The 13,561-nt window shown below is 34.9% G+C and carries 14 protein-coding genes; 11 read left to right on the forward strand and 3 right to left on the reverse strand.

Annotated elements, in window-relative coordinates:
- Positions 1 to 55 precede the first annotated feature (55 nt).
- The 3 genes from JI747_RS03365 (at position 56) to JI747_RS03375 (ending at position 5,209) form a co-directional block, all read left to right on the forward strand.
- Positions 56 to 1,882 carry a cytochrome-c peroxidase gene (locus JI747_RS03365; protein ID WP_225686279.1) on the forward strand — a complete coding sequence of 609 codons (1,827 nt, stop codon included), beginning with the start codon at positions 56 to 58 and terminating at the stop codon, positions 1,880 to 1,882.
- A 228-nt stretch (positions 1,883 to 2,110) separates the two neighbouring features.
- The gene (locus JI747_RS03370; RefSeq protein ID WP_225686280.1) at positions 2,111 to 4,255 is read left to right on the forward strand and encodes an alkaline phosphatase PhoX; all 2,145 of its coding nucleotides are present in this window, start codon (positions 2,111 to 2,113) and stop codon (positions 4,253 to 4,255) included.
- A 54-nt stretch (positions 4,256 to 4,309) separates the two neighbouring features.
- Positions 4,310 to 5,209 (forward strand): leucine-rich repeat domain-containing protein, encoded by a 900-nt coding sequence (locus JI747_RS03375; protein ID WP_225686281.1) that lies wholly within the window; start codon positions 4,310 to 4,312, stop codon positions 5,207 to 5,209.
- 3 nt (positions 5,210 to 5,212) lie between these two features.
- Here JI747_RS03375 and JI747_RS03380 read toward each other — a convergent pair whose 3' ends face one another.
- Together JI747_RS03380 and JI747_RS03385 are read right to left on the reverse strand one after the other, a co-directional pair.
- Positions 5,213 to 5,536 carry a translation initiation factor gene (locus JI747_RS03380; RefSeq protein WP_225686282.1) on the reverse strand — a complete coding sequence of 108 codons (324 nt, stop codon included), beginning with the start codon at positions 5,534 to 5,536 and terminating at the stop codon, positions 5,213 to 5,215.
- A gap of 48 nt (positions 5,537 to 5,584) precedes the next feature.
- A complete protein-coding gene (locus tag JI747_RS03385) occupies positions 5,585 to 5,812 on the reverse strand; it encodes a hypothetical protein (protein ID WP_225686283.1) in 228 nt (75 codons plus the stop codon).
- 541 nt (positions 5,813 to 6,353) lie between these two features.
- Here JI747_RS03385 and gpmI point away from each other — a divergent pair.
- The 5 genes from gpmI (at position 6,354) to JI747_RS03410 (ending at position 11,271) form a co-directional block, all read left to right on the forward strand.
- A complete protein-coding gene (gene gpmI, locus JI747_RS03390; protein ID WP_225686284.1) occupies positions 6,354 to 7,895 on the forward strand; it encodes a 2,3-bisphosphoglycerate-independent phosphoglycerate mutase in 1,542 nt (513 codons plus the stop codon).
- 144 nt (positions 7,896 to 8,039) lie between these two features.
- Positions 8,040 to 9,020, forward strand: coding sequence for an acyl-ACP desaturase (locus tag JI747_RS03395; protein WP_225686285.1), 981 nt, complete (start codon positions 8,040 to 8,042; stop codon positions 9,018 to 9,020).
- Positions 9,021 to 9,112: 92 nt separating this feature from the next.
- Entirely contained in the window at positions 9,113 to 9,544 is a 432-nt protein-coding gene (locus JI747_RS03400; protein ID WP_225686287.1) for a BT0820 family HAD-type phosphatase, read from the forward strand.
- Between the two features lie 150 nt (positions 9,545 to 9,694).
- Entirely contained in the window at positions 9,695 to 10,504 is an 810-nt protein-coding gene (map, locus tag JI747_RS03405) for a type I methionyl aminopeptidase (protein ID WP_225686289.1), read from the forward strand.
- On the forward strand, positions 10,504 to 11,271 hold the full coding sequence (locus JI747_RS03410; RefSeq protein ID WP_225686290.1) for a class I SAM-dependent methyltransferase: 768 nt from the start codon (positions 10,504 to 10,506) through the stop codon (positions 11,269 to 11,271). Before map ends, JI747_RS03410 begins: the two co-directional genes overlap by 1 nt.
- Before the next feature lie 51 nt (positions 11,272 to 11,322).
- On the opposite strand, the gene JI747_RS03415 is transcribed toward JI747_RS03410, so the two are convergent.
- A complete protein-coding gene (locus JI747_RS03415) occupies positions 11,323 to 11,649 on the reverse strand; it encodes a DMT family transporter (RefSeq protein ID WP_039368753.1) in 327 nt (108 codons plus the stop codon).
- A 293-nt stretch (positions 11,650 to 11,942) separates the two neighbouring features.
- Between JI747_RS03415 and JI747_RS03420 the strand changes: the two genes are divergently transcribed.
- The 3 genes from JI747_RS03420 to JI747_RS03430 are packed head-to-tail and all read left to right on the forward strand — an operon-like array spanning position 11,943 to position 13,559.
- Positions 11,943 to 12,317, forward strand: a complete 375-nt coding sequence (locus JI747_RS03420; RefSeq protein WP_225686292.1) for a hypothetical protein — start codon at positions 11,943 to 11,945, stop codon at positions 12,315 to 12,317.
- Positions 12,293 to 12,739 carry a hypothetical protein gene (locus tag JI747_RS03425; protein WP_225686294.1) on the forward strand — a complete coding sequence of 149 codons (447 nt, stop codon included), beginning with the start codon at positions 12,293 to 12,295 and terminating at the stop codon, positions 12,737 to 12,739. The genes JI747_RS03420 and JI747_RS03425 overlap by 25 nt, the downstream gene beginning before the upstream one ends.
- A 40-nt stretch (positions 12,740 to 12,779) precedes the next feature.
- Positions 12,780 to 13,559, forward strand: a complete 780-nt coding sequence (locus JI747_RS03430) for a hypothetical protein (RefSeq protein WP_225686295.1) — start codon at positions 12,780 to 12,782, stop codon at positions 13,557 to 13,559.
- Positions 13,560 to 13,561: the final 2 nt, after the last annotated feature.

The following is a 13,561-nucleotide window of genomic DNA, read 5'->3' on the forward strand; positions in this document are numbered from 1 at the left end:
ATTACGGTAACGCAGTATTCGCTTCATGTCAATAGTTTTGCGCAAAAAATAATTGATGAAATTTTATCCTATTGCTCTTCTTGTTCTGTTAGCTGGTTTTGCTGTAATGTCTTTTAATTCTGTTGATAAAGGAGTGGAAAGCGAAAGTACAATGATCAACATAGGACTGACAGATTTTAAAAACAAACTGAATCAGCTAAAAACGGATACACATCAGTTTTCGGAGGATAAAATTTCCCTGGATCAGCTTCAACAATCTTTAAAAAACACCAGAAATTCTTTTAAAGAAATTGAATTTTATGTGGCCTATCATTATCCTGAATTTACCAAAACCCATTTAAATGCAGCGCCATTATTTCACATTGAAGCAGCAGGAACAACAGCTTACACGCTTCCTCCGGAAGGATTGCAGGTATTGGATGAACTGATTTTTTCTGATGAAGTAGCGGAACAAAAAGAGAAAATTAAATCGATCACCAATTTCTTATACAACAGTTTTGCAAACTTCTATTTAAGTGCAATGAAAAATGGTTTGAGTAAAGGAAATAATAAAACGTTACCATTAAGAATCGAGCTGATCAGAATATACAGTTTGGGAGTTACGGGTTTTGATACTCCGGGTTCGTTAAATGTTTCTGAAGAGGCAAATCATGCTTTTTCCGGAATGAAAAGGTATATTAATGATGATCCTTATTTTAAAAATTATACGACTCAGAAAGCAAATTCAATCCTGAAAGAAGGGATCGATTATCTTTCAAAGAATACGGATTTTGAAACTTTTGACAGAATTGAGTTCTATAAAAAATATATTCAGCCTTTATATGAAGAGTTTGGAAAATGGGATGGAAGAAGTGACGATCTGAAAGAATTTTCCGGCTGGAATGTTAATAATAAAAACCTTTTCAGCAGCGATTTTCTGAATCCTTATTTCTACACTTTATTAAAGCAAAATGAAGACAGTGAAGATTTAAGAAAATTAGGAAAAGAGATTTTTTATGATCAGAATCTGAGTGATAACGGGAAAATGAGTTGTGCAACCTGTCATTTACCTGAAAATGCATTTACTGATTTAAAAACAAAGTCTCAGAGTAATGTAGAAGGGAAAACGGTATTGAGAAATTCGCCGTCTTTATATAATGCTGTTTTTGCGAAAAGATTTTTTTATGATCTAAGAGCTTTTTATCTTGAACAGCAAGCAGAACATGTAATTTATAATGAAGATGAGTTCAATACAAGCTATGAAAGCGTCATCCGGAAATTAAAAACCAATAAGGAGTACAAAAAAGCCTTCAAAGCAGCTTTTAAAAACGGAGAGGTAAGCAAAGAAAACTTTTCTAAAGCGTTAAGTTCTTATGTAGCATCACTATACTCTTATGAAAGTGATTTTGATCAGTTCATGAGAAATGAAAAGGAAATTTCTTCCGATGCGAAAGAAGGATTTAATTTATTTATGGGAAAAGCGAATTGTGCAACCTGCCATTTTGCGCCTAATTTCTCTGGTCTGGTTCCGCCGTTCTTTAATGAAAATGAATCGGAAGTTTTGGGAATTACCAAAAAGCCGATCAGCCAAAAACCATTGGAACTTGATACTGATAAAGGAAGAGTAAACAGTCCTGTAAAAAAAGAAAATTCTTGGATCTACGAAAACTCTTTTAAAACGGTAACGGTAAGGAATATTGCCTTGACAAAACCGTACTTCCACAACGGTGCTTTTAATACGCTGGAAGAAGTTCTGGATTTTTATAATGAAGGGGGAGGAGAAGGTCTCGGTCTGAAGCTGAAGAATCAAACGCTGGCTCCGGACAAACTGAACCTTACCCAGAAAGAAATGAAACAAATTATTGCATTCCTGAATTCTTTGACAGATGTAAGCAAAAAATAACAGTCAATTATCAGTTTTTATTATAGCAACAGCCTGTGTTTTAAATTTAAAATGCAGGCTGTTTTATTTTTAAATTTCACAATAGGTAGATTTATTAATACTCTGTTAACCTGATTAACATTAGGTTTTTGATTAATTAATATTTAATAATATTTATTTAAAGTCCTATTAACAGGGCCTTAAAGACAATAAAATAGCTTTGCAACGTCTAATAAATCGAAATTTAAAATGAAAAGAAAACTACTAACAGTTGCAGCTCTTGCAATGGTCACGGGTTCGTTATTGAACGCTCAGACTTTTATTTTCAACAAGAATTCTTCTTGGAAATACAATGACAACAACACAGCTTTGGCTGCACAATGGAAAGACACCAACTATGATGTTTCTGCATGGTCTCAGGGAAATGGTCCTTTAGGATATGGAGATCCGGTAACCACTCTTACAAACACGGGGCTCATCACTGCTTATTTTGCTAAAGACTTCACCGTGAACCTTAATGATCTTTCAACTTCAATGGAACTGGGAGTAATGAGAGACGACGGTATCGTTGTTTATCTTAATGGAGAAGAGGTTGTAAGAGACAATATGCCAACCGGAACAATTGATTTCAGTACATTGTCCAGTACAACAATTGATGGAGCAGCAGAAAGTGTATATAACATTTTTACAATTCCAAAATCTAAATTTGTAAACGGAAACAACAGAATCTCTATCGAATTGCATAACAGAGGAGCAACAAGTTCAGATTTAAGAATTGATGCATATCTTAAAACTATTGTGTCAACAACTCCGGTTCCTTGTAATGCGAATCATATCAGCTGCTTTACTTCTATCGTTCCTACGGCTCAAACCAATAAACTGATCATTCCTGTAGAGCACAACTATCAATTGATCTTAAAAGAAGGTGATAATTATACAGAAGGAGGAGGATTAGTAGGTGGTCAGAATGACTTTACAGCCTATGTTCCGAAAAACGGAAGTGCTACCAACGGATATCTTTCTGTAAACCACGAAACGAATCCTGGAGGGGTAACCATGGCTGAAATCAATTATAATGCGTCTACAAAACTTTGGCAGTTAACAAAATCCAGAGCGGTAAGCTTTTCTGCTCCAAGTCTGGTTCAGACAATCAGAAACTGTTCAGGAGGAGTTACGCCTTGGGGAACAGTCGTTACGGCTGAAGAACAGACGACTTCAAGTGACGTGAACGGAGATGGAATGAAAGATTACGGATGGTTGGTAGAAATAGATCCTGCAACCGCTCAGGTAATTTCTCAAAATGCTGACGGTTCAAAAGGGAAACTTTGGCAGATGGGAATTATGAATCACGAAAACGTAGTGATCAACAATGCAGGAACAACAGCTTATTATGGGGAAGATGGCGGAACTCACATGGTGTACAAATATGTAATGGATACTCCGAATAACCTTTCTTCAGGAAATTTATTTGTTTTAAAACTGGATCAGGGATTAAGTGGAGGAGATCCTGTTGCCACTACAGCAACATGGATTCAGGTTCCTAACAAAACAAAAGCAGACCAGAACAACACAACTGCTTTGGCACAGTCTTTAGGAGGAACTTCTTTCAACGGAATTGAAGATGTTGATATTAGCCCGATTGACGGTAAAATTTACTTTACTGCAAAAGGATTGAATAAAGTATACAGATTGCAGGACAACGGAACTACAGCTTCTCAAGTTGAAACTTTCGTAGGTGGTCTTACCACAAACTATTCTTTCACTACCGCTCAGGGAACAAAAACGGAAGCTTGGGGAGACGGAAACGACAACCTTACATTTGACGAACTTGGAAATCTTTGGGTGCTTCAGGATGGTGGTAAAAACTACATTTGGGTAATTGCTCCGGATCATACTCAGGCGAATCCAAAAGTGAAACTGTTCGCTTCTATGCCTGCAGGTGCAGAACCGACTGGTCTTACCTTTACACCGGATCATAAATTCGGATTCTTCTCTATTCAGCACCCGGATTCTACGATCACTACAGATGTAGATGCTACAGGAAATACTATCAATTATATCGGAAAATCTGCAACAATCGTAGTGGCTCTTAAAAATAATTTGGGAACTGCAGGATCTCTGGGAACAGGTGAAGTGCATGCAGAAGCAGAAGTAACAGTTGCTCCAAACCCAACTTCAGGAATCGTGAAGATTAATTCTCCAAAAGGATTGAAAAATATTGCGGTAACCGCTTACAGCATGGATGGTAAAATTGTGTTCACTCAGAAATTCTCAGGAACAAGCAATGCCTTAGATTTAGACTTTACAAGACAACTTGAATCTTCCCGAGTTTTGATTTTAAATATCGAAGCCGACGGTGGATTCCAGAAAACGGTAAAACTTTTGAAAAAATAATCTTAATAATTCTAAGCTGCCGGTAATTTGATTACCGGTGGCTTTTTTCTATCTATGAAAAAAATCTTTTTTTCTATTTTTATACTTCTTCTTTCGCAGGCAAAAGCACAGATTGATCCTGTGAAATATCCTACGTATACCAATGTTGAAGATGCTCTGAAAAGTGGCCAAACCATTTACAGTATGAGTTTCAGAGGAAAAACAATGTTTAATCTTCCTGCTGAAATTCAACAGTTACAGTCAATGTTCTTCCTGAATTTAATGGAAAATAAGTTCGAGAAAATGGATGAGTCAATTTTTGCATTAAAAGAACTGACGATTCTAAACCTGAACGAAAACAGTATTAAATTCATTCCTGATGAAATTGCCGAACTTCAGAAATTGGAAAGCTTTTCGATCAATTTAAATGAACTGACAAGCATTAATCCGAATCTGACAAAACTTCAGAAATTAAAAGTGATTCATTTGGATGCCAATAACCTGAACGTATTTCCTGAAGCGTTATTAAAAATTCCTAGTCTTGAGGAAATTAATCTGCAGGGAAATCAGATCAGTTTTATTGCTAAAGATTTAGATGAAATTAAAAATTTAAAATCATTGAATCTGGCCTCCAATCAGATCAAAGATTTAGGAAACTTAGAATTTCCGAAGCAATTAAAATATCTGGAATTACAACAAAACTCTATATCAAAACTTCCTGAAGATTTATTTCAGTCAAAGAATCTGGAATTTTTAAATGTGAGTCAGAACAATATCAAAGAAATTTCACCTAAAGTAAAAGGTTTGAAAAATGTAGTCAGTATGAATCTGGCGAATAATGATTTAAAAGATCTTCCAACCGAATTTTCACAATTGAAAAATCTTAAAACATTAATATTAACGGGCAACCCAATGGAAAAAACAACCATTGAAAAACTAAAAGCCATGATGCCGGAAACCCAAATTTATTTCTAAAATTTACCCGCCGACTCTTTTAGTTTTATATCCCATTTCCTTAAGGATATTCATTATTTTATCACGATTATCTCCTTGAATAATAATCGTTCCATCCTTTTCAGAACCACCTATTCCAAGGGTGGTTTTTATTTTTTTTGAGATATTTTTAAGCTCTTCCTCACTGCCTTCCCAACCTTCAACAATCGTTACAGGTTTGCCGTTTCTTCCTTTTTTCTCAAACTTACATACCAAAGGTTCTTTCTGCTTGAACTGTTCTTCAGGCATCTTAAAATCCTGCTCTTCATGATCAGGAAAAAGGTTCTTTAATTGATCTCTCAAATCCATAGAGCAAAATTAATAAAATTCTATAGAAGAAAAAGAAAGATAGAGTAGTTAATAATATTTGACTTTTAATAACTTCAAATTTTCTGGAAGTTTATTTTTTACATTTTTATTGATTTGGGTCCAGCTTTCATGGTTTTCAAAATTGAAGTCTCCATAAAAAGATATAAACTCTTTTATTTCTTTACTTATTAATTCTAAATCTCCATAAATTTTTTGAACAGCTAAATCATAAAAATCACCATAACCATATAGAAATGTATTTTCTAAATCTGTCAATCCCTTATAATAAGCAATTTCGTTAATTATTAATGAAACTATATTAATGCTTATGCTTCCTAGCTCTAAAAGATGGGATAATATACCAATTATAGCTCTCGAAACGACTTCAATATTAAAATTTTGAGTATTGTTATTTAAAATTGAGATTGTATCATTTATATTTCTGGAGTCTGTTGCTAGCTCAATGATAACGTAATCAAGTCGGTTGAAGCATCAATAACTTTATCAGCCCAATCTATTATAAATTTTGTATCAATTGCATTTTTCTTCAGAAGAATTTCATAGACTTTAAATAAGTTTTGATATTTATTTTGAATAATTTCCATACGGCTAAAAATAGACATTATTAATTCTAAGTATATGAAATTACTAATTTTTTAAAATTACTTTTCAATTTTTAACTGGAGTTTCCCAATCTGGAATTTTTAATTCTTTATTTCAATACAAAAGAAAGATGATCATTTTAAACAAAATTTAAGTCGATCAATTCTTCCATTCATTTCAAAATAAATAAATTTGTAGTACAAAAGTTTACATAATGTCAAAAAAAGCAATATTGGCCATTCTTGACGGATGGGGATTGGGAATGAATCCGGACGTTTCAGCACTAGATAAAGCAAACACACCATTTATAGATAACTGTCTTAAAAATTATCCGCATACTACACTTGAAGCGAGTGGTTTGGCAGTAGGTTTACCGGCCGGACAAATGGGGAATTCAGAAGTAGGACACATGAATCTGGGAGCGGGAAGAGTCGTTTACCAAAATCTGGTAAAGCTGAATATGGCGGTTGAAAACGGTACTCTTGGACATGAGAAAGTGATTCAGGATGCCTTTGAATATGCTAAAAAAGAGAACAAAAAAGTACACTTCATCGGTTTGGTTTCCAACGGAGGGGTGCATTCACATATCAATCATTTAAAAGGTCTTTTAACGGCTGCAAAAGAGTTCGGATTAAACGAAAACGTTTTTGTTCATGCCTTTACAGATGGTCGTGACTGTGATCCGCTTTCTGGAAAAGGTTTTATTGAAGAACTTCAGAACCATATGGCGTCTACGACAGGGAAATTGGCAACAATTGTCGGAAGATATTACGCGATGGACAGAGATAAAAGATGGGAGCGTGTAAAGTTGGCTTATGATGCATTGGTAGAAGGTATCGGAACAGAAACCACAGATGCATTGGCAGCAATTCAGGATTCTTACAATAATAATGTAACTGATGAATTCATCAAGCCAATTATTTTAACGCAAACAACGGAAACAGGAAACGTAGTGCCGGTTGCTAAAATTATTGATAATGATGTAGTAATTTGTTTCAATTTCCGTACAGACAGAGGAAGAGAGATTACAGAAGTACTTTCTCAGCAGGATTTCCCAGATTTCTCGATGAAAAAACTGAATCTTTTCTATGTGACTCTTACGAATTACGATAAAACATTCCAAAATGTACATGTTGTTTTTGATGAAAACGTTCTTCAGGAAACGATGGGAGAAGTGTTGGAAAGAAACCATAAAACACAGATCAGAATTGCAGAAACTGAAAAATATCCTCACGTTACATTCTTCTTTTCAGGAGGTCGTGAAGAGGAGTTTGTAGGAGAAAGAAGATTGCTTTGTCCGAGTCCGAAAGACGTTCCGACTTATGATTTGAAACCGGAAATGTCTGCTTATGATATTACCAATGCTATCGTTCCTGAACTTGAAAATGGTACAGCTGATTTTGTATGTTTAAACTTTGCAAATACAGATATGGTAGGTCATACAGGAGTTTTCTCAGCAGCAGTAAAAGCAGCGGAAGTGGTGGATTCATGTATTGAAAAAGTAGCTACGGCAGCTTATGAAAACGGGTATGCTGTTTTCATTTTGGCAGATCACGGAAATTCTGATGTAATGATCAACCCAGACGGAACACCGAATACACAGCATTCTACCAACCTTGTTCCTTTCATCGTAATGGATAAAGACCACACCTGGAATCTTAAGCCTGGAAAATTAGGAGATGTTGCTCCAACCATTTTAAAAGTAATGGGAATAGATGCGCCGGAAATTATGACAGGAGATATTTTAGTGAGCTAAAAATAATAATATAATTAAAGAATTGCCGTTATTACTTCAATAACGGCAATTTTTATGATTAATATCAGAAAGAGTTAACATAATATTATGTCTTAAATAATAAATAATATCATATCTTTGTAAATTAAAATCTAAATTTATATAATGTATCAAACACTTGTAAGGAAAGAAGTAATGGGAATTTTGGGGAAGGAAGTAGGTTCTTTTCTGGATAAATTTTTAACGCCGATTGAAAAAATCTGGCAACCTTCAGATTACCTTCCGGATCCTTCAAGTGAAGATTTCAGACATGATTTAGAAGAAATTCAGACTTTTGCACGTGAAATGCCTTACGATTTGTTCGTAACATTAATTGGTGACTGTATTACAGAAGAAGCATTACCTTCTTATGAATCTTGGTTGATGGGAGTAGAAGGAGTAGATCAGGAAGAAAAACAAGTAGGTTGGGCAAGCTGGGTAAGAGCTTGGACGGCTGAAGAAAACAGACACGGAGATCTTTTAAGTAAATATCTTTATCTGTGCGGAAGAGTAAATATGAGAGAAGTTGAAGTGACTACTCAATATCTTATCAATGACGGTTTCGATCTGGGAACAAGCATGGATCCTTACAGAAACTTTGTCTATACAAGTTTTCAGGAAACAGCTACCAATATCTCTCACAGAAGAGTAGGAACGTTGGCAAAACAATCAGGAAACGGAAAACTGGCAAAAATGTGTGGGGTGATTGCGGCAGATGAAGCAAGACATGCTAAAGCATATAAGCATTTCGTTGCAAAAATTCTAGAAATCGATCCTTCAGAAATGATTTTAGCATTTGAAGATATGATGCGTAAAAAAATCGTGATGCCTGCTCACATGATGAGACAGTCTGGTCAGAAAGCAGGTGAGCTATGGGGACATTTCTCAGATGCTGCTCAGAGATGTATGGTATATACAGGACAGGATTACATCAATATCTTAAAAGATTTGTTGGATGAATGGAAGATTGAACATGTAAAAGGTCTTAATGAAAAAGCTGAAAAAGCACAGGAATATCTTATGAAACTTCCTTCAAGACTTCAGAAAATTACAGACAGAATTTCTACACCGGATTTACAATTCCAGTTCAATTGGGTGAAAAGTTAGTCTATATTTATTAAATTATAAAGTTTAAGAGTGCTAAGTATTTTTGGCACTCTTTTTATTTCTTATCTTTGCAAATCTAAATCATAATTGAAATGATGAATAATAAGAAAATTGCGGTTGATTTTGACGGAACTATTGTAGATGATGCATATCCGGCAATTGGAAAACCGAAAATTTTTGCTTTTGAAACATTAAAAAAGCTTCAGGCTCAAGGCTACAGACTTATTTTATGGACGTACAGACACGGACAGACTTTGGATGAGGCAGTAGAGTTCTGCAAAAAAAACGGAGTTGAATTCTATGCAATCAATTCAAGCTTTGAAGGCGAGGTTTTTGACCATGGAACACAATCCAGAAAACTAGACGCAGATTGGTTCATTGACGACAGAAATTTAGGAGGTTTTCCGGGATGGGGAGAAATTTATAACATCATTCAGGAAAGAATAGAATTTCGTGTAGAAGGCAAAGAGGTTTTGGCATATTCAAAACTGAAAAAAGAAAAGAAAAAAGGACTTTTCTGGTAAAAAACGAGAAATTAAAAGCTAGTTTTAAATTCTGCTTTTAATTAAAGTTGATCAGAAATATAGGTGCTTAGAAGTTTAAATATAACTTAAAATATTCATTAAGTTGTAGATCTAACTTCTAACATCTAATATCTAACATCTATATAAAAAATGATTCAATTAAAAACAATAGACGAATTACGTCTTATGAAGCAAAGTGCTCAGCTGGTTTCAAGAACATTGGGAATGTTGGCAAAAGAAATCAAACCGGGAATTACCACTTTGTATTTAGATAAATTAGCGCACGATTTTATTAAAGATCACGGTGCAGAACCTGCATTCTTAGGGTATGGAGGTTTCCCTTACTCATTGTGTATTTCGCCAAACGAACAGGTAGTTCATGGTTTCCCAAGTAAAGAGGAAATTAAAGAAGGAGATGTTCTTTCTGTAGACTGTGGGGCTATTTTAAATGGTTTTGTAGGAGATCACGCCTATACTTTCGAAATCGGAGAAGTGAAACCTGAAACTAAAAAATTGCTGAAAGTTGCTAAAGAATCTTTATATAAAGGAATTGAGCAATGTATCAGAGGAAAAAGAATCGGTGACATTTCTCACGCTATTCAGGCTCATTGCGAAAAAGAAGGATATGGAGTGGTAAGAGAGCTTGTAGGACACGGAGTGGGAAGACAGATGCACGAAGATCCTCAGGTTCCGAATTATGGAAGACAAGGCAGCGGAAAAGTGATCAAAGACGGTTTGACAATTGCTATTGAACCCATGATCAACCTTGGAACTGAAAAAGTGAAATTCCATAATGATGGTTGGACGGTGACTACATTGGACAATCAGCCTTCTGCACATTTTGAACATGATGTGGCTGTAATCAACGGAAAACCAGTATTACTTTCTACATTCCAGTATATTTATGATGCTTTAGGTATTGTAAGTGATGAAGAAAAGGCATTCCAATTGGATTTTTAATGAAAAAAGTAACTAAGCTTTTATTAAATAAAATCCCGCGTCCCTTACTTATAAAAATGAGTATTTGGGCACGTCCGATTATTTATCAGTTTTATAAAGGAAATAAGTTTCAGGATCCTATTGATGGTAAATATTACCGGAAGTTTCTTCCTTACGGTTACGGGAAACAGCGTGAAAATGCTTTGTCTCCGGGAACGTTGAGTTTAGAAAGACACCGCCAGATGTGGCTGTATCTTCAGAACGAAACCGATTTCTTTACTAAAAACTACAAGGTTTTACATATTGCTCCTGAACAGGAATTTTTAAGAAAGTTTAAGAGAATGGTCAACCTGAATTATATTTCTGCAGATTTATTCTCACCGATTGTCGACGTAAAAGCAGATATTTTGGATCTTCCTTTTGCCGATGAAAGCTTTGATATTATCTTCTGTAACCATGTTTTAGAGCATATTGAAGATGATGCGAAAGCGATGAGTGAATTATACAGAGTTTTAAGACCGGGAGGATGGGGGATTTTACAGGTTCCGATGAAGAATTCTTTAGAAAAAACGTATGAAGACTTTTCGATAAAAGATCCTAAAGAACGTCAGAAACATTTTGGTCAATACGACCATGTTCGTTGGTACGGAATGGATTATTTTGACCGTTTAAGAAAAGCTGGTTTTGAGACAGAGCCTAATTTCTACTCTCAAAAATTCTCAGAAGAAGAAATTAAAAAATATGGGTTAAGACACAATGAGATCTTACCGATAGTTATAAAAAGATAAAACAAAAGGGCTTCGAAATTTGAAGCCCTTTTTATATGTTTTAAAGTCTGATTAGTGAGAAACGGCTTTCAGACCAACCACAGAACCGATTAAAGTGACAATAAAGAAGATTCTCCAAAAGCTTACCGGATCTTTAAAAAAGAAAATTCCCATTAAGGCAGTTCCTACAGCGCCAATTCCTGTCCATACTGCATAGGCGGTCCCGATCGGTAGGGTTTGTGTAGCTTTAATCAATAATACCATGCTGATGGTCATTGTTATAAGGAAACCCGTAAACCAAAGATACATGGGAGTTCCTGTTGTTTCTTTTACTTTTCCCAAACATGAGGCAAATGCAACTTCAAATAATCCTGCGATAATTAAGATAATCCAATTCATTTTTCGTTATTTTCTGCTGCAAAGTTCAGGATTCTGGCAGACTTTACATTTTACATTTGTTAAAAAATCATTAATTCTGTAAAATTATTTCAGCTTGTATTGAATTATTTTCATAAATTAGTATTAATAATTGCATATGTGTGTTATTTTAATAAAATAAATTGCGCTAAGAATAATTTATTTTACAGTTCTTTAGACATTTCACTTAATTTAGATTAAGGTAACTCTATTCGTTATCACAACGAATGGTTTTAGTTGATTTTATAAATTTTACTTAAATCCATTATAGTTGTATGGCTAGATATTTTACATTTTCTAAAGTAAAGACTTGCTTTCTATTATTAATCCTTTTTAATTTTTTACCAGCACAGGTTGGAATCGGGACAAGCTCACCACAGGGAACTTTTCATGTTGATCCTAAAAAGAATACCAATGTAGCAATCGACAGTACAAAAACAGATGATTTTATTGTTGATAGTAATGGCAATGCTGTAGTGGGAGGATTCTCTCCACAGGCGAAGCTTGATGTTCGTGCCGGACGTATTGCGATAAGGGACGGAAGTGAAGGCCAAGGCAAAATACTTGTTTCTGATGCCAACGGAAAAGGGACTTGGACTACTCCGGAAATAATGGTAAAACCTCATTGTGGTCTATTACCGGAAATTTAGATTACTCAAATACGGATGGTTTAAAATTGATTAGTGGTAATGCCTCTTTAGTAGAAAATGAAGCCGGACTGCAAATAGATTCGGCTAATCCAAATTCTAATGTCTTAGTACCCCAAGGTTTATATCTGGTTTTAATAGATTTAAAATTACAGAATATCAATGAGTATGGAAGAGTAGAGATTCATACGGGAACCGGACAGACCTTAAACAATAAAATATATGAAATTTATTATAGGGTCAATCTTACAGGTTCTGCTTTTATGTATAATTTCACGCAGGACACCTATCTGCATTGCGGAGTGAGTTATTTCGCCTACAACTCCAACAATCTTTATACACAAATGCCTTACTATACACCTCCGCCGTTTGTTGCTGAGCCTTTTATATTAAATATCAGATTGATAAGACTTACCTATAATTAATAAGCGTCATAATTTAATAACCATTAAAAAAAGAAAAATTATGAGATTAAAAAATATAATTAGTGTATTCCTGTATTTCATCTGCTTTTACGCATACTCACAGGTAGGAATACAGACTACAAAGCCTAATCATCCATTACATATAGATGCTGCATCTAATAACAATAATCAGGACCCTTCAACGGCTGTACAAAAAGCCGATGATGTTGTAATAACTTCTAATGGCTCTTTAGGAATAGGAGAAGTTGCTCCGGATAGAAAATTGGTCGTAAAAGGATCACTGAAGATTACTGATGGTACAGAAGGGGCGGGTAAAATTTTAATGAGCAATGCTAATGGCGTAGCCTCATGGAATGGAAATGTAAACATTCAGGGGAATTATGCACAATGGGAGCTAAGGCAAACTGCAGGAATGAATTTTCCCGCTTCGGACACTATTACCCTTGGATCTACAGATCCTTCACAGGCTACACTTTCATCTACTGTAAAAATTGATAATGGAATAGGGATTACAACAAATTCTTATGGAGTTCATGTTCCCAAAGGAAAATATGTTGCTGTTCTTAATGGTGATGTACAGGGAAGAGAATATTGTTATTTACTGGTTAATCTTGATGGAAAAGAAGTGTACAGAATCGCTTATGCTGAATATTTGAGTGGAGTTTTCTTTTTTTTAGAAGTGCCAAATGCAACCGGAGGAGATATAACTTTAAGATGGGTAAACAGACCATTGAGCGGAATAACCTATTATCAGGTTCCTACCAACAGGACCTATTTTTATACGCTGGATTTTAATTTATTAGGAAACTTATTATTTTAAAT

It is taken from the genome of Chryseobacterium tagetis, assembly GCF_016735585.2.
Classification (GTDB): Bacteria; Bacteroidota; Bacteroidia; order Flavobacteriales; family Weeksellaceae; genus Chryseobacterium; species Chryseobacterium tagetis.

Bases quoted from the DNA above. Each gene is read 5' to 3' on its own strand.
- JI747_RS03365 (WP_225686279.1), top strand. From the start codon at position 56: ATGAAATTTTATCCTATTGCTCTTCTTGTTCTGTTAGCTGGTTTTGCT.
- JI747_RS03370 (WP_225686280.1), top strand. From the start codon at position 2,111: ATGAAAAGAAAACTACTAACAGTTGCAGCTCTTGCAATGGTCACGGGT.
- JI747_RS03375 (WP_225686281.1), top strand. From the start codon at position 4,310: ATGAAAAAAATCTTTTTTTCTATTTTTATACTTCTTCTTTCGCAGGCA.
- JI747_RS03380 (WP_225686282.1), bottom strand. From the start codon at position 5,536: ATGGATTTGAGAGATCAATTAAAGAACCTTTTTCCTGATCATGAAGAG.
- gpmI (WP_225686284.1), top strand. From the start codon at position 6,354: ATGTCAAAAAAAGCAATATTGGCCATTCTTGACGGATGGGGATTGGGA.
- JI747_RS03395 (WP_225686285.1), top strand. From the start codon at position 8,040: ATGTATCAAACACTTGTAAGGAAAGAAGTAATGGGAATTTTGGGGAAG.
- JI747_RS03400 (WP_225686287.1), top strand. From the start codon at position 9,113: ATGATGAATAATAAGAAAATTGCGGTTGATTTTGACGGAACTATTGTA.
- map (WP_225686289.1), top strand. From the start codon at position 9,695: ATGATTCAATTAAAAACAATAGACGAATTACGTCTTATGAAGCAAAGT.
- JI747_RS03410 (WP_225686290.1), top strand. From the start codon at position 10,504: ATGAAAAAAGTAACTAAGCTTTTATTAAATAAAATCCCGCGTCCCTTA.
- JI747_RS03415 (WP_039368753.1), bottom strand. From the start codon at position 11,649: ATGAATTGGATTATCTTAATTATCGCAGGATTATTTGAAGTTGCATTT.
- JI747_RS03420 (WP_225686292.1), top strand. From the start codon at position 11,943: ATGGCTAGATATTTTACATTTTCTAAAGTAAAGACTTGCTTTCTATTA.
- JI747_RS03430 (WP_225686295.1), top strand. From the start codon at position 12,780: ATGAGATTAAAAAATATAATTAGTGTATTCCTGTATTTCATCTGCTTT.